23 protein-coding genes, 3 tRNA genes and 1 pseudogene are annotated in these 17,421 nt (G+C 60.6%); 12 read left to right on the top strand and 15 right to left on the bottom strand.

What is annotated here, in order from left to right; translation table 11 throughout:
- Positions 1 to 27 precede the first annotated feature (27 nt).
- The 5 genes from BB347_RS11900 to BB347_RS11880 form a co-directional block, all read right to left on the bottom strand.
- The gene (locus BB347_RS11900) at positions 28 to 393 is read right to left on the bottom strand and encodes a rhodanese-like domain-containing protein (protein ID WP_076584303.1); all 366 of its coding nucleotides are present in this window, start codon (positions 391 to 393) and stop codon (positions 28 to 30) included.
- Between the two features lie 104 nt (positions 394 to 497).
- Positions 498 to 1,220 carry a histidine kinase N-terminal 7TM domain-containing protein gene (locus tag BB347_RS11895; protein ID WP_076584301.1) on the bottom strand — a complete coding sequence of 241 codons (723 nt, stop codon included), beginning with the start codon at positions 1,218 to 1,220 and terminating at the stop codon, positions 498 to 500.
- Between the two features lie 228 nt (positions 1,221 to 1,448).
- Complete coding sequence (locus tag BB347_RS11890) at positions 1,449 to 2,048, bottom strand: NUDIX hydrolase (RefSeq protein WP_076584300.1); 600 nt, start codon at positions 2,046 to 2,048, stop codon at positions 1,449 to 1,451.
- Positions 2,049 to 2,160: 112 nt separating this feature from the next.
- Complete coding sequence (locus tag BB347_RS11885; protein WP_076584298.1) at positions 2,161 to 2,571, bottom strand: DUF5809 family protein; 411 nt, start codon at positions 2,569 to 2,571, stop codon at positions 2,161 to 2,163.
- Between the two features lie 25 nt (positions 2,572 to 2,596).
- On the bottom strand, positions 2,597 to 3,046 hold the full coding sequence (locus BB347_RS11880; RefSeq protein ID WP_076584297.1) for a DUF5810 domain-containing protein: 450 nt from the start codon (positions 3,044 to 3,046) through the stop codon (positions 2,597 to 2,599).
- A gap of 155 nt (positions 3,047 to 3,201) precedes the next feature.
- On the opposite strand from BB347_RS11880, the gene BB347_RS11875 reads away from it, so the two are divergent.
- The 4 genes and pseudogenes from BB347_RS11875 (at position 3,202) to BB347_RS11860 (ending at position 5,753) form a co-directional block, all read left to right on the top strand.
- The gene (locus BB347_RS11875) at positions 3,202 to 3,876 is read left to right on the top strand and encodes an IS6 family transposase (protein WP_077202633.1); all 675 of its coding nucleotides are present in this window, start codon (positions 3,202 to 3,204) and stop codon (positions 3,874 to 3,876) included.
- A gap of 43 nt (positions 3,877 to 3,919) precedes the next feature.
- Positions 3,920 to 4,225: pseudogene (locus BB347_RS11870) on the top strand (sensor histidine kinase); the annotation flags it as partial.
- Between the two features lie 116 nt (positions 4,226 to 4,341).
- Complete coding sequence (locus BB347_RS11865) at positions 4,342 to 5,349, top strand: phosphatase PAP2 family protein (protein WP_076581662.1); 1,008 nt, start codon at positions 4,342 to 4,344, stop codon at positions 5,347 to 5,349.
- Between the two features lie 8 nt (positions 5,350 to 5,357).
- The gene (locus BB347_RS11860; protein ID WP_449289602.1) at positions 5,358 to 5,753 is read left to right on the top strand and encodes a DUF5789 family protein; all 396 of its coding nucleotides are present in this window, start codon (positions 5,358 to 5,360) and stop codon (positions 5,751 to 5,753) included.
- Between the two features lie 64 nt (positions 5,754 to 5,817).
- Here the strand turns inward: BB347_RS11860 and BB347_RS11855 are convergent, their stop codons facing one another.
- Entirely contained in the window at positions 5,818 to 7,761 is a 1,944-nt protein-coding gene (locus BB347_RS11855) for an ABC transporter ATP-binding protein (protein ID WP_076581659.1), read from the bottom strand.
- Positions 7,762 to 7,837: 76 nt separating this feature from the next.
- On the bottom strand, positions 7,838 to 8,332 hold the full coding sequence (locus tag BB347_RS11850) for a DUF192 domain-containing protein (protein WP_076581657.1): 495 nt from the start codon (positions 8,330 to 8,332) through the stop codon (positions 7,838 to 7,840).
- Positions 8,333 to 8,392: 60 nt separating this feature from the next.
- Between BB347_RS11850 and BB347_RS11845 the strand changes: the two genes are divergently transcribed.
- Positions 8,393 to 8,466 (top strand) — tRNA-Val (locus BB347_RS11845).
- Positions 8,467 to 8,871: 405 nt separating this feature from the next.
- Here the strand turns inward: BB347_RS11845 and BB347_RS19345 are convergent.
- Both BB347_RS19345 and BB347_RS11840 read right to left on the bottom strand, forming a co-directional pair.
- A complete protein-coding gene (locus BB347_RS19345; RefSeq protein WP_168170951.1) occupies positions 8,872 to 9,048 on the bottom strand; it encodes a hypothetical protein in 177 nt (58 codons plus the stop codon).
- A 361-nt stretch (positions 9,049 to 9,409) separates the two neighbouring features.
- Complete coding sequence (locus BB347_RS11840) at positions 9,410 to 9,856, bottom strand: DUF7344 domain-containing protein (protein ID WP_076581656.1); 447 nt, start codon at positions 9,854 to 9,856, stop codon at positions 9,410 to 9,412.
- Positions 9,857 to 10,079: 223 nt separating this feature from the next.
- Here BB347_RS11840 and BB347_RS11835 point away from each other — a divergent pair.
- The 3 genes from BB347_RS11835 to BB347_RS11825 all read left to right on the top strand — a co-directional run bounded on the left by BB347_RS11835 (position 10,080) and on the right by BB347_RS11825 (position 11,748).
- Positions 10,080 to 10,153: transfer RNA gene (locus BB347_RS11835), tRNA-Phe, on the top strand.
- A 282-nt stretch (positions 10,154 to 10,435) separates the two neighbouring features.
- The gene (locus BB347_RS11830) at positions 10,436 to 10,747 is read left to right on the top strand and encodes a hypothetical protein (protein WP_139327013.1); all 312 of its coding nucleotides are present in this window, start codon (positions 10,436 to 10,438) and stop codon (positions 10,745 to 10,747) included.
- 140 nt (positions 10,748 to 10,887) lie between these two features.
- Positions 10,888 to 11,748, top strand: a complete 861-nt coding sequence (locus BB347_RS11825) for an aldo/keto reductase (RefSeq protein ID WP_076581652.1) — start codon at positions 10,888 to 10,890, stop codon at positions 11,746 to 11,748.
- Here the strand turns inward: BB347_RS11825 and BB347_RS19340 are convergent, their stop codons facing one another.
- Complete coding sequence (locus BB347_RS19340) at positions 11,749 to 11,916, bottom strand: hypothetical protein (protein WP_168170950.1); 168 nt, start codon at positions 11,914 to 11,916, stop codon at positions 11,749 to 11,751.
- A gap of 332 nt (positions 11,917 to 12,248) precedes the next feature.
- A tRNA-His gene (locus BB347_RS11820) sits at positions 12,249 to 12,320 on the bottom strand.
- A gap of 159 nt (positions 12,321 to 12,479) precedes the next feature.
- Here BB347_RS11820 and BB347_RS11815 point away from each other — a divergent pair.
- Positions 12,480 to 12,935, top strand: coding sequence for a DUF5814 domain-containing protein (locus tag BB347_RS11815; RefSeq protein ID WP_076581651.1), 456 nt, complete (start codon positions 12,480 to 12,482; stop codon positions 12,933 to 12,935).
- A 72-nt stretch (positions 12,936 to 13,007) separates the two neighbouring features.
- Here the strand turns inward: BB347_RS11815 and BB347_RS11810 are convergent, their stop codons facing one another.
- The 4 genes from BB347_RS11810 to BB347_RS11795 form a co-directional block, all read right to left on the bottom strand.
- A complete protein-coding gene (locus BB347_RS11810) occupies positions 13,008 to 13,427 on the bottom strand; it encodes a CopG family transcriptional regulator (protein WP_076581649.1) in 420 nt (139 codons plus the stop codon).
- A 106-nt stretch (positions 13,428 to 13,533) separates the two neighbouring features.
- On the bottom strand, positions 13,534 to 14,022 hold the full coding sequence (locus BB347_RS11805; protein WP_076581647.1) for a VOC family protein: 489 nt from the start codon (positions 14,020 to 14,022) through the stop codon (positions 13,534 to 13,536).
- A 92-nt stretch (positions 14,023 to 14,114) separates the two neighbouring features.
- A complete protein-coding gene (locus tag BB347_RS11800; RefSeq protein ID WP_076581646.1) occupies positions 14,115 to 14,756 on the bottom strand; it encodes an RPA family protein in 642 nt (213 codons plus the stop codon).
- A 1-nt stretch (position 14,757) separates the two neighbouring features.
- Positions 14,758 to 15,687: a replication factor A gene (locus tag BB347_RS11795; RefSeq protein ID WP_076581644.1), complete on the bottom strand. Its 930-nt coding sequence runs from the start codon at positions 15,685 to 15,687 to the stop codon at positions 14,758 to 14,760.
- 247 nt (positions 15,688 to 15,934) lie between these two features.
- Here BB347_RS11795 and BB347_RS11790 point away from each other — a divergent pair, with 247 nt between their 5' ends.
- The 3 genes from BB347_RS11790 (at position 15,935) to BB347_RS11780 (ending at position 17,333) form a co-directional block, all read left to right on the top strand.
- Positions 15,935 to 16,246: a DUF7091 family protein gene (locus BB347_RS11790; RefSeq protein WP_076581643.1), complete on the top strand. Its 312-nt coding sequence runs from the start codon at positions 15,935 to 15,937 to the stop codon at positions 16,244 to 16,246.
- A 133-nt stretch (positions 16,247 to 16,379) separates the two neighbouring features.
- Complete coding sequence (locus BB347_RS11785; RefSeq protein WP_076581641.1) at positions 16,380 to 16,673, top strand: DUF7521 family protein; 294 nt, start codon at positions 16,380 to 16,382, stop codon at positions 16,671 to 16,673.
- A gap of 48 nt (positions 16,674 to 16,721) precedes the next feature.
- A complete protein-coding gene (locus BB347_RS11780) occupies positions 16,722 to 17,333 on the top strand; it encodes a class I SAM-dependent methyltransferase (RefSeq protein WP_076581755.1) in 612 nt (203 codons plus the stop codon).
- Positions 17,334 to 17,421 lie beyond the last annotated feature (88 nt).

Below are 17,421 nucleotides of genomic sequence, written 5' to 3'. Positions count from 1 at the left end.
GAGCGTCGTCTGGCCGATACGGAGGCGTTAGAACGGCGATTCGGGCTGTTCCGCCTCGTCTTCGTCGTCCCGGTCGCGAACGAGTCCGAACTTCATCCCGTACTTCTCGAGTCCGCCTTCCATACTCTCGATACGCGCGTCGGCCGTCCCCTCGTAGGTGCCGATGAGTTTCGCCGCCTGCACGCTGGCTTTGCCGTGTGGACAGACGGTCACGATGTGGTCTTCGTCCTCTAATTCCTCGACGCGACTCGAGAGTTCGTGAAACGGGACGTTCTCGCTGTCCGGAATGTGACTGTGCGTGAACTCCTGTGGACTTCGAATGTCGACGATACAGATGTCTTCGTCGTCCTCGAGGAGTTCGTTGACCTCGTCGGTGGTGATTTCACCGTCCATTTGCTCACGAGTTGGGAGTCAGACGGAATAAGCCCATGGTTCGCGTCGACGATCGAGTCACTCGAGGAGAGACGTTCGAGCCACCACCGCGTGAGAACGAGCGTTCAGGTCGATGGGAGATACGGTTGCACCCGATTGATCGTGCGTCCGTCGTCTGCTTGCACCCACCCGATGGTCATGAGACCGACGGCGGCGAGTGGAGCGAAGGATACGCCACCGACGAAAACCGCATTGCTCACGATCACGGCGGCGATCGTGACGACGCCGGCGACCGTGTACCGCCGCGTGAATCGGACCGTGACCCCGTCTTCCCACGCCAACGCGAACAAGACTGTACCGGCACCGAACAATACGACGTGTAACTGCGTGTGCAACCAGTATCCGAACGACGGCGCGACCGCCGTGAACTCCGAAAACGTCCCGGGTCCGGCCAGGACCGACCAGTAGAAGTTATGGGCGGGTGCCGTGATGATCATCGCAATATCGACTCCGACGAGAAGTGCAGCGCCGCCGTAGACCGACTTTCCACGGGGAACCCTTCTGGTACTACTCGCAGTAGCCGCAAACAGGAACCACCCCAGGGCGGCTAGCGTCGCACCGACTGCACTCAACGAGAAGAAGAAGTTCTTCACGACCGGGTCCGGGTCCAACAACTGCGCTGCGAACATTCCATTCCAGACACCGATGCCGATGACGAGGAGAATAAATGCGAGTCCATTATCGCTCCGGCGATACGAGATTGCAGTTCCAACGTATGGATAAACGAGAAGTGTTGCAAGAACCCCTCCGAAAGCTAATATCCACGGAATCGCCTGAAAGACGTCCATTCCTACGACACCTTAGCCGTTGGCAGACGATTATTGTTTCGGCCGAATGATTAGTCATGTTTATTTATGCATGCGGACCGGACTCGCTGAGCGAAAGGCCGTCTAAGGGAGAACGAAGTGATCACCAACCCCTGCACCAATTTTGACCAGATACTACCAACTCACTTCGAGAAGAGGCGTCTCATTCTTCACCACACAACACGTATACTCTCCACAGCTACATGTCAATCAAATTGTATTGGAGCTCGAGAGCAATCCGTCTTCGAACGCCAACAACAACGCCGTGATCGTCGAATCGTTCGCCGGGTGCTCGCGTGCACGCTCGAGCGCATCCTCGACCGGAACCGTCCGCACCTCGAGGAACTCGTTCGTATCGAGCGCTCGCTCGCCCGGCTCGAGCCCCTCCGCGAAGACGATCCCCCGATCGTGGCGAAGCACGCCCGTCGCGACGGCGAACTCCTGAACGAGGGCCGTACTCGAGGGGACGAATCCCGTCTCCTCCTCGAGTTCTCGCTCGGCGGCACGCGTGTAGGACTCGCCATCTTCGACGATTCCGGCGGGTAACTCGAGGTGCGTTTCGCGAATCGCCGGCCGATACTGCTCGACGAACAGCAGGTGATCGCCGTCTGGCGCGTCGCTCCCCTCGACGGACGCGACGAGGTCGCCGTCGACGCGAGCCACGACGACGACCGCCGCCGGCAGATCCGCCCAGTAGTATCGTTTCTCGGTGCCGTCCGGTTGCTCGAGGCGATCGTAGCCGCCGTCGTACCAGCCGGTTTCGTACTCCGTCACCGTCTCGAGGCGCTCCCACTCGTCGGGTGTCGTCATCGGGCGAACGTCTCGACCTCGAGTTGGTAATAGGTGCCGTTTCCAGGTCACGGGCAGAATCCGGCGTTCCGTCCCGACGCGCTTCGGTGTGGAAAATAAAATGACTCGCTATTCAGACGAGTTCCCGATACAATCGACCGAACGCCTGTCGGCGAAGCGTCGCGATCGCCGCATCTTCCTCGTTCTGGAAGGTCGCGGCGACGGCCTCGTCCTCGGGCCCAACGTGCCAGACGACGTTGTCGACCGCCTCGTGGCCGGCGACGGTCACCTCACCCTCGTAGGATGCACGCCACTCTTCGAACTCAGCTTTCGTTCCGACGCGAACCGTGAGCAAACTCGCGAACAGCGCATCTCGAGTCGTCTCGACGACGTCGCCCGTGACCCGCTCGTCGTACTCCTCGCGGTCGAACGACATCGACTTTGCGACCTCCCGAACGACGGTCTGGGCTGCCGGACCGACCTCGTCGTAGCGTTCGCGGGCGTCTACAGCCGTCTCGAAGGTGAACGTTCCCACCGTGTGCATACCGGAGCGAACGAGAGAGAGACAGTTACGCGTTTTCGTTTTCGCGCTCGGTCGACCCGTCGTCCGTCTCGGCCGTCTCCTCGTCGGCGACCTCCTCAGAGTCGCTCTCCGCAGAGTCGTCGTGCATCCGTCGCGTCATCTCCTGTGCTTCCTGCAATGCACTTTCGGCCGCAGTCGACAGCGATCCGCGCCCGGGCTGGCGACTCTGCTGAGCGAGACCTTGCTCGAGACCACCCGGACGACCGTGGTCGTGGCCGTGGCTCGTCCCCTCGAACTCCGGCGTCTCGATCTCCTCGGCGTGAGGCGCGACGCGTTCGCCTAACTCCTCGGGAGAACACTCGCTCCACTCCGGTGCGTACTCCTCGAGCCACTCGCCATGACCCTCCCGACCGAGTGAAGCCGTAATCGCGAGATGATTCGCGAGGTGGACGGCGTCTGCTTGTTCCGCTTCACAAACCGGACACGCATATCCCATAGCGCTCCGTACGAACGCCGTCGGTAAAACGTCCACGTCCAACCGCCGCGGCGAAACGGATCGAAGTCACCGATTCAGCGACCGTTTCCGAGTTTGGGCAGTGTCTAGTTAGGCCAGTTTGAGAAGTGAGCAGGTCGTAGAGTTAGTTTGGAACAATGCTCGTAGACCTGCTCAGCGAGAGCTACGCGGCGGAATTTGATGAATGTTGGGAGCGTGAGCGGACGGCGACGCCCGTCAGGGTGTTCGCAGTCCGTCTCCACGCGACCGGTTGTTCTCTTCGAGAGACACAAGCAATTCTTCGCTTGATCGGTGTGGAACGCTCTCATCAAGCGATCTGGAACTGGGTACATCGGCTGGCTGACAGCGTTCCAGACCCGCCGACGGCGAAGCCGTCGCGGGTCGCCATTGATGAAACCGCTGTCAGGATTAACGGAGACTGGTCTTGGGTATACGCTGCAATAGACTTGGACTCAAAACTAATTCTCGATGTCGCAGTGTTCGGACGTCGAGGCACCGATCCAGCTGCTGCGTTTCTGCATCGGTTGACCGAGAAACACGATCTATCCAATACCGTGTTTCTCGCTGATGGCTATGGATATCTGACTGCCCTCTCTCGATTAGGATTGAGCGGTCAGCTCGACTACGTTGATCGAAACCTGATCGAAAAGTGGTTTCACACCTTGAAGATGAGAGTTGACCGCTTCCATAACTCGTGGGTGGGCAGTCGGGCGAGCGTCAGAGAATGGCTTGAACAGTTTGTACACTACTACAACACACAACGACCACATCAATCACTCAACGGACAGACGCCAGCGGAGGTGCTAAACTAGACAGTGCCACTCGTCGCGTCCGTTCCTCGCCGACGAATCTCTCCTCCACCAAGTGTTCGAAAACCTGTTTCGAAACGCCGTCGAACACGGCGGTCAAGGAGTTACAATTTGGGTTGGGACGACGGACGATGGTGTATACGTCGAAGACGACGGACCCGGAATTCCTGCGTCCCAGCGCGAGAAATTACAGGCGAACGAGGCGGGAGCAGAGGCGAGCATAGACGGGATTGGCCTTGCAATCGTCCGTGCAATCGTCACCGCACACGACTGGTCGTTCTCGCTCGAGGAGGGCCGAGAGGGTGGAACTCGCGTCGAAATCACCGGAATCGACTTTCTCGAAGCGACCTGATTGACGCACTCGTCTGCCTGCGCCGTCGACTCACCGGCGCTTTCGCGCGCTCGTTGGTAAATCACTTGCAGGTGCGTGTGGTCACTGTCCTTTATCCGTCGGTCGTATCGGTTGCTATGTATCGCGGTGGCGATCTCCTCGAGGCGTTCCACGGCTCGCTCCCGGAGTGGCTATTGATTCTCGCCGCGTTCGTGACTCGATTCGGCGATGTCTGGGTTCTCGTCTCGATGACGATTCTCGCGTCGTGGCTCCTGACGTGGAAGAACGTCTCGGTCGGCCCTGCTCGAGCGAGAGACAGAACTGCCGGCACGTCGTCGACGAATAGCGACACGGCGTCGACGAATAGCGATACGGCGTCGACAGGCAACGACACGACGTCGGCGGAGGGCGGAGTTGTCCCGTCTGCCGTCTGGCTCGTTGGCGTCGTCGTCGGCGGATTGGCCGCGATGACTGCGCTCAAGTACACCTTCCTGTTGCCACGCCCCGATCTGCTCGCGCCGACTCCCGCTCTCTTACCCGCTGCGCTCGAGTCGACGTACATCTCGACGGTGACCGTCGGCGGCTACGCCTTTCCGAGCGGGCACGCCTTCGGGGCCACCGTGGCTTACGGGGCACTCGCGATGGCGATTCCGTGGGGGGCTCGCCGAACCAGATTCGCCGTCGCCGGTGTCGCCATCGTCGCGATCAGCCTCTCGCGAGTCGTACTCGTCGTTCACTACCCGGGCGACATCGTCGCCGGGATGGTCGTCGGCGTGAGCTATCTCGCGGCCGTCTGGTGGCTCCTCGAGCGCTCGCCGGTCGATCGGCCGACGACGGCGTTCGCCACCGCGCTCGGACTCGCACTCGTCGCAATCGCCGTCAGCGGTGGTGCGGGCCGGTCGGTGACGTACGCGGCGCTCGCGGGCGGTGCGCTCGTGGGCTGGTCGATCGGTCGTCCAGACGCGCTCGGCAAGCGTGAATCGACACCTCGACGCGCGTATCACGTCGGCTCTGGGACGCTCGTGCTCGCAATTCTCGTCGGTCTCACCGTCGTCAGTGACGCGCTCACGGTTGCGTGGGCCGGCGCGCTCGGTGCGATCGTCGTTGCTCCGGCGGTCGTCCTTCCGCGTCGACGGACCGTCTGAGCCCCGCTGTGGCTAGCGCAGGGCCAACTGGTTTCCGCCACGATCCGTTCACTTCGACTATGACCGACGACAATCGCCAACTCGGCGTCGAACTCGGGGAACTCGGCGACGAACTCGAGTCCGCGGACTACCCCCTGAGCGAGGACGAACTGCTCGAGGAGTACGGCGACGAGGAAATCGACATGGAAGGCGAGACGGCGACGCTCGAGGAACTGATCGGGCCGCTCAACGAAGACGAGTACCGAGACTACGGCGAAGTCGAGCAGGCGATCATGAACATGGTCGGCGACGAGGCGATCGGGCGGAAGAACTACAGCGACCGAACGCCCCCTGCCGCGGGCGAGCAGCGCCAGGACGAGGGTGCGCCGGATCAGGACGATCAGGAAGGCCAAGAGTCGTTCTAAGGTGTCGGTGGCTCACGGTCCCGGCTCACGATGTTTGCACGACGCTCCCAACCCGAGTCAACGCTCAGTCGTCGTCATCGGTACTGGCTTCCGTCCGCGCCTGTCGGCGCTGTGCGCGTTCGATGAACTCCTGTGGCAACTCTTCGATCTCACCGGCCTGGACGCCCCAGAGGTGTGAGTAGAGCCCTCCGTTTTCCAGCAACTCGCCGTGCGTGCCGCGCTCGACGATTGCGCCGTCCTCGAGGACGAGGATCTGATCGGCGTCCTTGATCGTCGAGAGTCGGTGTGCGATGGCGAACGTCGTTCTGTCCACGGTCAGGTCGTCGATCGATCGCTGGATGAGCATCTCGGTCTCGGTGTCGACGTCGCTCGTGGCTTCGTCTAACACCAAGACGTCGGGATCTTTGAGCACCGCGCGAGCGATGGCGACGCGCTGACGTTGGCCGCCTGAAAGTTTGACTCCGCGTTCGCCGACCATCGTGTCGTAGCCGTCGGGGAGGTTCTGGATGAAGTCGTGGGCCTCAGCGGCCTTCGCCGCCTCGACGATCTCCTCTCGACTCGCATCGAACGTACCGTACGTGATGTTCTCCTCGACGGTGCCGTAGAACAGGAACGACTCCTGGCCGACGTAGCCCATCGACTGGCGCAGACTCGCCAGCGAGACGTCACGGATGTCCTGCTCGTCGACGCTGATCGCCCCGTCGTCGACGTCGTACAGCCGCAAGAGGAGTTTGAGAACGGTCGACTTCCCCGCGCCGGTCGGCCCGACGAGTGCGACCGTCTCGCCGCCCTCGACCTCGAAGGAGACGTCGTCGATGATCCGCTCGTTTTGTTCGTAGCTGAACGTAACGTCCTCGTACTCGACGCGACCGTCGCTCACCTCGAGATCGGGTGCGTCCAGATCGCGCTCGATTCGTCCCTCTTCGTCCATCAACCCGAAGATACGCTCGCTCGAGGCCTCAGCGCGCTGGTACATGTTGATGACCTGCCCGAATTGGGCCATCGGCCAAACGAGTTGCTGGGTGTAGAGGATGAACGCGACGAACGTCCCGGTCTGGAGCGTGCCAGTGAACGGTCCCGGAGCCGTACCCATGAGGACCCAGTAACCGCCGACGACGAACGTGAGCACGAAGCCGATTCCCGAGATGAGTTGGAGACCCGGGAAGAAGCGGATCCGAAGCCAAATCGCCTCCCAGTTCGTGTTGTAGTACTTCTTCGAAACACCTTCGACGCGATCGGATTCGTAGCCCTCGGTGTTCGAGGACTTGATGACGCCGATGCCGCCGAGGTTGTTCTCGAGTCTCGAGTTGACCTTGCCGACCGACGAGCGGACCGCGGCGTATTTGGGCTGGATCTTCTTGACGAAGATGTAGGTAAATATCGCGATCAGCGGAACCGGTGCGAGCGAAACCAGCGCGAGTTGCGGGTTGAGCCAGAACAGCAAGAACCCGATCCCGAAGACCATCACGATCAGCCGCGTCGCCGAGTTCATCCCCTCGTTGAGAAAGCGTTCGAGTTGGTTGACGTCGTTGCTCAGGACGGACATCATCTCACCGGTTTGCTTCGAGGCGAAGAACTCCATGTCCAGTCGCTGCATCTTGTCGTAGGTCGCGGTCCGGACGTCGTGTTGAATGTCCTGCGAGAAGGCGTTGAACCCCCAGTTTCGCAGCCAGTGGAAGATCGCTCCGAGGGCGAACGAGCCCGCGATTGCGATGGTGACGAACGCGAACTGCCCCTCCGGCGTCGTCGGCAACCACGCGTCGGGCAGGACGACGAGTGGGACTTGCTCCGCAAAGACGGCATCACCGAATATCGCGTCAATGGCAACTGCGAGCAAGAGCGCCGGCAACAGGTCCAGCGCGCGGGCGAAGACGCTCGAGAGGAGGCCGACGCTTACGGAGAACCAGTAGGGGCGGCCGTACTCGAAGAGCAACCGGCGCATCGGGCTCTCGACGTGTTCTCGTTGTTCCTCGAAGGGGTCGTCTTCCTCCCAGTCGACATCCGCCATTGCATTCGACTCCGGGACCGCCGCCAATAAGGGTTTTCGACGGCCCACCGTCCGAATTTCGAGGCAGACGGACGGCTTACTCGTACTCGATTTCGATTTCGTCACCGGCCTCGATGCCGTGTTCGTCGGCGTACCCCTCCGGTACCTCGAGGACCCACTGGGCGTGGCCGGTGTACTCGTGATCCTCGCCGGCTTCATCGGCTTCGGGTTCGGGTGCCGTTTCGATCGACGTGATCTCGCCGTCGGCATCGACGAAGATGATGTCGATGCCGAAGTCCATGTCTCGCATGACGTACGTCCGCTCGCCCTCGTCGGAGTGAACGAAGAGCATTCCCGAATCGTCCTCGAGCGAGTCGTGATCGCTCAGCCCCGTGTAGCGCTCCGAGGCGGTGTCCGCGACTTCGGCGTCGACGGTCGCCAGTTCGTCGCCGTCGTCGCCGTCGATGAGTTGCACGTCGGCTCGATCTTCGTGCCACGGGGCGTCGAGAAATCCGAGCTGGAGGGAGACAAACCCGAGCAGCGAGACGGCCACGACGACCAGTAGCGCCTTCCAGACGGACTCGAGGACCATACCGGTAGCTTCACGCGAGAAAGTAAAGGTTATTCGCCCGGGGGAATACCCTTCGAGTACGGGCTCGTGGTCTAGCTGGTCATGACGCGGCCTTTACAAGGCCGAGGTCGGTGGTTCGAACCCGCCCGAGCCCATTTCTCCGGCGAACAACCAGTGAACCAGAGAAATGTATGCGAGTGCCGGGTTCAAATCAGGGAGGAGCTTGCTCCGACCGTGGTTCGAACCCGCCCGAGCCCATATTTCTGCCGCGAACAATTCGTGAGCGGCAGAAATCTGTCGTAAGGGCGGTTCGAACCCTATCAGTCGCGCGCAGCGTCGCGAGCACGTCTGATTTCGGTGCGAACCCGCCCGAGCCTATTTTGATGGCGAACAACCTCGCTCGCGCTCTTGAGGAACCGATTCTCGAGAATCTGCACCGAACTCGAGAGGCTTCAGAAACCGTTCGACCTGCCCGTACCGTGAGACAAGCACACCGAAGATCACGGCGAATAGTCACTCGAGGATCACAATCGCCGTCCACGCAACGTAGACCACGTCCGCTATCGTTTTGCGACGGCGTCGAGCCACCGCGAAGACCAGAGCCACTCTGTGGACGACGATTCGCCATTCGGATCTGCCTCGATTCGCACGCCGACGACTCCGTCCATCGACTGTGGGTTCCACTCCTCCTGGACGGGCGTCGGACGAAACCGATCGTCGTCTCGAGACTCCAGCATCGTTCTCGTCGATTCTGTGATGGCGGGCGTGGTTAGTTACGCACACCCGAACGATTCGCTCTCCGGGGTAACCAGTGATAGTGTCCGAAAGTGCAACTGGCTAGTCCGAGTATTGATGGCTGAGCGACGAGTTCAATCACGTCCACGTCAGTGTAGATCAGTTCGTCCAGTCGTGATACTATTCACTCGAAGTAACTCGAGACTACGAACGGCGGTTCTTCGACTCGCAGACACGTCCTTTAGCGTTCGATACGTATCCGATGTGTGAGGAACTCAACCGCGAACGCTTCCGAAAACCAGCCCCCCACTACCCCTCGAGTCATCCGGTGTCGATTCCGTCTCCGATCTGCTCATTCGGTCGTTAATGCTTCAATCGAGCCACGTTCTCTCGAATCTGGCCCAGCAAGCCCTCACCGGATTCTTGCTCGAGTGCGGCGTGTAACATCGAATTTTCTGGTTCGTCCTTGATGACGACGCGGAGGTAGGGCTCGAGTTGCGTGAAATTGCTTGCGAGCACCACGGTGTGATTCTCTTCGTCGTGGTCGACGACGCCTGCGTCGGCCAGTTTCGGGACGTGACACTGTACCGACGAGACGTAGACGCTCTTGTACTCGTTTTTTGCGACCTCCTCCGGCGGCACGTCGTGTTCCCACCCAGCGACCTGCTCGGCTAACGTCGACAACTCGATCGGATGTTCCTGGCCCCGCAGCGCGTAGAGGAGGTACCGTCGCCGGCGGTTAGCCAGCAACTCGAGGATGGTGTCTGCAGAGAGTTCTTGCTCCCCCTGACTCGAGGTAAGTGCATCCATAACATAGTATTACCCACCAGACCTGAAAAGGGTGTCTTGAATATCCTGAAATCCAACAGACTACGGTGAATAGCTGATGAATGTGATAGTATGGTCTACGTTTCTGTCCGATACAAACGCTTACTCGCGAAGTTCCTCCACACTTTTTGGATGGTACTTCCTCACACGATTTGGATCTCCGATTCGAAATCCTTTTTTATACGATCGACGGATGTGAGAGTGAGCCGCCTTAGCTCAGACTGGGAGAGCACTCGACTGAAGATCGAGCTGTCCCCGGTTCAAATCCGGGAGGCGGCATTTCTCTCGCGAACAACCCGTGAGCGAGAGAAATCCATCTGATCGGATTTGAACCCTGGAAGTCACAGCCCGCACAGCGAAGCGAGCAGGACTGTCTTCCTTCGGTTCAAATCCGGGAGGCGGTATGGCTTTTTCACGCGACTTCCATCCGGCGAAAACACTCGAGCGAAACACGACCCACCCGATTATCGTCGGTACTGTTCTCTAGCCACCGACGGCTTCGAACTGAGACACGTCGGCAATTACAGAAAGCACTTGTGAGAAGAATAACTAGAACTGTCTATGAGCGATTTCGGTGGGACTGAATCGAAGGGAGCACCATCGATCGGGAAGCCGGTGTTATTCGCGGCGATCTTCGGTGTGGTGTTCCTCGGCCCCATTCTCTCGTTTCTGGTGTATCCGCTCTCGTCACTCGAGTTATTCGTCGCTCCCATCGGGTGGATATGGCCTGCGTTCGACCGGACGTGTACAGGTACGACCTGTGCCATTACCGGTCTGTTCGGGCTCTACGCCGGATACTCGCTCCTCATTACGGGTGGTTTGACGGCTGTGATCTGGACTGGATTGCAGCGAGCCAGCCCCTTCGTCACGTGATTCCGTCCGTATCGACCGTTTCTCACTTCGGTGAATTCGCCTTCACATCCATCTAAGTTTCTGCTCGAGAGCCCGCTGTGACGACCGTGGCTGCAGCTGAACGCCCAACGGTTATGCGTTCCCTCCCAGTCGTATCGTCCATGAGTAGCGAGTCGATTACGAACGAGAGCGACACCTTCGACATCGGCGACACCACGATCCACCGACTGGGATTCGGCGCGATGCGCCTCTGTGGCGAAGAGATCATCGGCCCGCCCGAGGACGAAGCCACTGCTCGCACGGTCCTCGAGCGGGCACTCGAGTGCGGAATCGACTTCATCGACACCGCAGATTCCTACGGGCCGGGGGTCAGCGAACGCCTCATCGGGGAGACGATCGGTGATCCAGACGACGTGCTGGTGGCGACGAAAGCCGGCCTCCTCCGAAATCGCGAGAGCGACTGGATCCCCCACGGCGAGCCAGACTACATTCGTAATCAGGTGCTCGCGTCCCTCGATCGACTCCGAACGGACACCATCGATCTCTATCAGTTCCACCGACCCGACCCCGACACGTCGTTCGAGGACTCGATCCAGACGTTCGCCGAACTCCAGGACGAGGGCCTCGTCGATCAGGTCGGCGTCAGCAACGTCTCTGTCGACCAACTCGAGACGGCCCGCGAGCACGTCGACGTTGCCACCGTTCAGAACCGGTTCAACCTGGACGACCGATCGAACGCGGACGTACTCGAGGTCTGCGAAGACAACGACATCGGGTTCATTCCGTGGGCACCGATCGACGCCGAGGATTTGGACGAACACGGCGACCTCGTGGACGAGATCGCCGACGACTACGACGCGACCCGACGCCAGATCGGACTGGCGTGGCTCCTCGAGCGCTCCGACGTTATCCTCCCGATTCCGGGAACGTCGGATCCGGAGCACCTCGAGTCGAACGTCGAAGCCTCACAACTCTCGCTCGCGGACGAAGACGTACAGCGACTGACCGAGGCCGGCGAGTGATTACCCGCCGACGTAGACCGTTCGCAGCCTCGAGCCGCAGTGAGGACAACACAGCGTCTGCCACGCCATCGGATCGAGGTCGCCCATCGGTTTGCTCCGACGGGCGTCCCGCATCGTCACCGTCGCGTCGCACATCTCGCAGGTGAACGGTCCCTCCGTTTGTGTCATTACTCGCTCGGACGACGGTAGTGATATTGGCTTCTCGGTCTCGGCTGGGTGGGGTTGGTCGCTGACGCTGATCGGTTCGTTAACTCGAGTATATGTCGCACTTACTGTCCGGGTGCGAGAATCGAACAATGCCGAGACGTCCTCGCTGGCGCTGCGCACGACTCGTCTCGTTCGATTCTCTGCGGATTCCTGTGGCTCACGTATTTGTTCGCCGCAGAAAGTCCGGGTGCGAGAATCGAACCGCGGTCGTTCCGCTCACTTCGTTCGCTTTACTCTCTGGTTCGATCTCGCCGTCCGGCTTTTCCGCTCTTCACTTCGTTCGTCGCGAAAAAGTCCGGGTGCGAGAATCGAACCCGCGTCTCAGCCTCCACAAGGCTGAAGGATAACCACTACCCCAACCCGGACACGTGTGCAGACTGATTTAGGAGCGGTTAGACTAAAATACGTTACGACTCGAGGGGACATTCGTGCGAGTCCGTACCGCGATTTCACCCGTAGTTCTCCGATTCAACCGCTTCTGATCGGGACGTTTTTCGGCACACAGGTCATAGCAACGCCAACGCGTGGCCATCACCGACAAAATCTACGTCAAGAACCACCGACAGCTGAGCTCTCAGCTCGAGACGAACATTCCGAAGGGGGCGTTCAAAGGAGCGACGCTGGATATGCTCTTCCAGGGCCAGGGCCTCGAGAAACTCGACGACGCGACCCGTGATCGCGTACTCGATTTCACCGAGGACTTCCTCGACTGTGGCTGTGACAACAATCCCTACTGTGGGTGCCCGGAGCGAAAGTTCATCCAGTACCTCCTCGAGTTACGCGCGCAAGGATTAGGTCCCGACGCCATCGTCGACGTGATGACCGACGACTACATGGTTTACGCCTATCCCGGCGACGTCCTCTCGTTTCTCGACAATGGCGTCCGGACGCTCGAGGCCGCGGAGGGACTCGCCCGGGTCGAAGGTGCAGACGAGGCACACGACGACATTCGACGCGAGAAACGGAATCTCACCCGCTAACTTCGGCTCCGATCCGGCTTTCCGGTGACAATACGTGCAGTAAATCGACGTTAGCGTGAGTGTAAGTCGATGTTAGCGCAACTGGTAAGACTCGTCTTCGTCGTCTAACTCGTCGAGCAAGAGCACTTCGTCTTCTTCCTCCTCGAGTCGGTCCTGAAGCTCCGTGACGTAGGATTTGTACTCGTCGAGTTGTTCGCGGAGGTGGTCGGCCTCGAGTTCGAGGCGCTCGTGTTCGCGGATGAAACTCTTTGGAACCTCGACGCTCGGCGGGAACGTTCGGTCGCCGTCCTCGCCGTCGGTTTCGGTCGCGGCCCTCGCCTTGAGTTCGTCCTCGGGGACGACGACGACCTGACCGTCGTGCTCGACGAGCAAGTCGACGTAATCCCGGAAGACCGCGGACAACGAGATGTCGCGCTCCTCGGCGATATCCTGGAGCGCTGCGAACGCGTCCTCGTTCACCCGAAACGAGATGGTCTTGTTCTTGTTGCCCATTGTCACCTATTCGTCGCTCATGACACTTAACGCTTCGTCAGACGGTGTCGTAGTGCTAACTCGAGGGCTGACTCGATAACGGGCGCTCGAAACCCGACCCTGTCACTCACCCGTCGTCGGGACTGAGTCCTTTCTCCGCGAGCTCGTCGATCGCACCGTCGGTCTTCTCGAGGTCGTCGAGGTCCATCCCCTCGAGGACGTGGTCTGCTTTCGTGAACTGGATCTCCTCGTAGTCGACGATCTGTATCCGATTCCCCCACGGATCGTGGAACTCGAGACCCGGTACGTCCAGCAACTCGATATCGAGCGCGTCGACCCGAGCAGCGACTCGGTCCGCATCGTCGACGACGAGGCCGAAGTGACGGGCGTCATCGCTCGTCTCGCTTGCACCATCGGTCTCGGCCAGCGCGATGAACTGATCTCCCATGTCGATGAACGCCTTCGTCTCGCCGCGGCTTCTGAGGTCGAACGCGAACACCGACTCGTAGAACTCGAGGGCTGCGTCGATGTCGCCGACCTCGAGTGCGACGTGGTTCGTTCCGACGAGTCGTGCGCGGTCGTCGCCGTCGTCGGTGGAATCGTCTGTCTCCGTCATACACCCGTCTAGTCGCTCGAGAAGGGTAATGGCTGTGCTGGCGGCTTGCAGACGGCGAAATACGTCGGGAAAATGGTTCCGTGGCCGGCCGATTAGGCCGGTGCTTCGGCGTCTTCTGTGTCGGCGTCCTCGAGTTGCTCGAGTGCCTGAATCACGTCGTTGCGGTAGTTGACGACCGGCGAGTCGTAACGTTCGCGTGCCATCTGGGCGTACTCGTTGGTGGGTGCCGTCGACCCGCTCTCGGGAGCCTCTTGCTCGGCTTCCCACGCCTCGAACGATTCGATTCGATCGATCGTCCGTTCGGCGCATTCGACGACCCAGCGGTCGCGCGTCGCGTCGTCGACGACTGCGATCGATTCGGGTCGGACGGAGACGTTGACGCTGCCGTCGTCGGTCTCGTAGGTGCGTGGCTTTCCGACGATTGCGACGTACGCCGGCGGCTCCGTGTCGCGAAGCACGGCGGCCGCTTCGGGCTGATACTGGCCAGCGTAGACGAAGAACGTGCCGGTCGGGTCGACGACGCGGCCGCGCCAGTACTCGCTTTCGTCGCCGACGTCTTCGGTCTCGGTGAGCGTGCCGACGATGAACACGCGGTTCGCGCGGTCACCGGTCGGCAAGAGCGCGTAGTTGGGCGCGCGCTCGTCGTCGCTCTCTTTGAAGGTGTACGTCGAATCGTTGAATTCGGAGGCGAAGACGCGACGTGCGACTTCGCGGGTGAGTTCTGACTGGCTCATGTTACATCGACCTCGCTTTGATCAGCAGTTCCTCGGCATCTGTCGGCCCGTCGAGTTCGGAGACGTCGTCCGCGAGGACGTATCGGCCGAACGTCGGCCCCTCAATTCGGTAGTAGGTCCCGACGATATCGTCCAAGATTTCGTCGGCGACGATGGTCGTATCGAGGGCGTCCATCGCCATCTCTTTGGCCTCCTCGAGGGAGAGTCCCGTCAGGTCCTCGGTGGCTTCCTTGTCGAAGATGACCTCGTGGGCGTCCAGTCCGTCGTCGACGACGGCCTTGATGCGGAGGTCGAACTCGCCTTCGACCTCGCCGTGTTCGTTACAGCGTCCATTCTGGAGGACGCGCGTACAGTCCTCCTTCGGACAGCGCTTGATGAGACCGCTGCCACTTTGCATGTCGACGAGCGCGCCTTCGATCTCGCTCGTGTCGTCGCCGACTTCGATCTCTTCGTCGCGTTCTTCGATCACCGTCGTCGAGTTGAGTTTGACCGAGTACCGGCCCTGGTACTCGTCGGTGACGACGTTTCGAAGGTCGTAGACGCCACCTTCCTCGAGTGCGGGGAGGTCCGATTTGGCCCACTTGGTGAACTTGATCGTGCCTGTCGGATCGCCGAGCAAGCCGACCTGTGCGACCGAGTCGCTTCGTGGGTCCCAGAGTTCGATGACTTTTGCGGTGAGATCGATCCACTCCTCGGGTTCGTCGACGTCCTCGACGTTGACGGCCTCACTGCCGCCGCGAGAGATGTCTTCGCGCTCGAGTCCGGCTTCCTCGAGGTAGTGGTTGGTCACGCTCCGGCGTGCCTCGTCGATCGGTACTTTGTATTCATCGACGAGCGTTGCGAGTCGCTCTTCGACGTCGTCGACGCTTACGTCGATGTGGTCCGAAAACTGCTCGTGTATGTCGTCCGCGTGCTGTCGTACGTCGCTCATTGTGTCACGCCTCCTCTTTCGTTTCACTGGGAGGCATACGCCACTTCGTGCCCGATAGTATTTAAAGTGCCGGCGCCGGAGTGAAAGTGAACGCTACGGACGCAAAGCGCACGCCTGCGGTACGAACCGTCTCTCGGAGGGCCGGTCTCGCATCGGAAAGGCGACTACCGCTTGCTTGAAAAATCGTATGTGTGGGCGCTCGCAACTGGCGACGAACCTATGTGTTCTGGGGGCCAAAGATGGGTCAATGGCGGATCGTAACCGACTCGAGCAGTTCTTGCGCTCGACGGTTCGAGGCGCGGGTGAACGCTACGAGCAGGCTCGCGGCTCGACGAACGAGCAACTCTCAGACGCCCGCGAGGCCTATCAGGCGGCGAAGAACGCCAGCAGTTTGCCCTCGGACGATGCGGGTCGGGTGAAGATCGTCTGCCGACGTTACGCCGAACAACGAGCGGCGAAACTCGACGACGAGTACCGACCGGCGTGTTACGAAGCCACGCACCCCGACTGCGAGGGCTGTGTCGAAGACGTCTACGACGGGCGGATCGAGACCTGGTGATCGGCTCTCACGTCGCTCGGGACCCGTTTTCGACCGCTGACCGTTCGTACTCCGGACGTTCCGCCGGTGGCTGAAATCGACGTGAACGCAAGCTACTTGGTTCCGGTTTGTAATTTTCCACGTACGGATCGATATGAGTTTCCACGATGCAGGACTGTCGATCGCGATCGCGCTCACTATCGTCAAGACGCTCATCCTGCTCGTGGGTGGTGTCATCACCTTCTTCGCGTACAAAGCCTACAAGCGGACCCACCAGCGCGCGCTCGGGTTACTCGCCGCCGGCTTCGGTCTCGTCACGCTGGGTCTCGTCCTCGCCGGATTGCTCTACGAGATTCTCGGCGTCTCGTTGACCACGGGGATCCTCCTCGAGAGCACGCTCATGCTCGTGGGCTTTCTGGTTATCGCGTACTCGCTGTACGCGTCGTAGCTGGCTCGAACTGAGAGAACTAAGGTGCGCGCACGCGAGTTGTCGGTTGTGAGCGACGACGAACAGTCGCGGACGAGGAGAGCTAGCGAACCCGACCACCTTCGATCCGGCGACGGTCGGTTTTCCATTCGACGGGAGATCCTCGAGGACGAGCCACCGGGACGCGCACTCGACGTTGCGACCGGAACTGGACGGAACGCGCTGGCACTCGCAGCCACCGGCTGGACCGTCGACGCGCTCGACATCTCGCGAGCGCAACTGGATCGAGCGCGCACTAACGCGGCTGAGCGGTCGATGTCGGGTACCGTCCACTGGATTGTAGCCGACGTGGACAGCTACTGTTTCCGGCCGCGTACGTACGATCTGATCACGATACGGTTTTTCGACGCTCGAGATCGACTTCCAGCGGTGCTCGAGGCGCTCGCCCCCGGCGGCGTCCTCTGGTACGAACACTACCTGACGGCACCCGACGTCGAGTCCGGACCGGGTGCGCAGTATCGGTTCGACTCGAACGAACTGCTGGCGGCGTGTTCGTCGCTATCGATTATGTACTACGCCGAGTATCGAGCGGACGGGCAACCCCGGGTGACGTTGGTCGCGCGAAACGAGACGGACGCGCCCCGACGTCGACCGTCGGCGAGAGCGGGCCAGAACCGGTGAGCCGGGTGGTCGAACGAGTTCGCTTCGGACGCCACGTGATCCCCGTTCGCCCGGTGAGTAATCGGAAATTTGCCAGAAACGCGCTTGT

This window comes from Natronorubrum daqingense, from assembly GCF_001971705.1.
GTDB lineage: Archaea > Halobacteriota > Halobacteria > Halobacteriales > Natrialbaceae > Natronorubrum > Natronorubrum daqingense.
The sequence above is the reverse complement of the archived record's forward strand: the minus strand, read 5'-3'. Positions and strand labels throughout refer to the sequence as shown.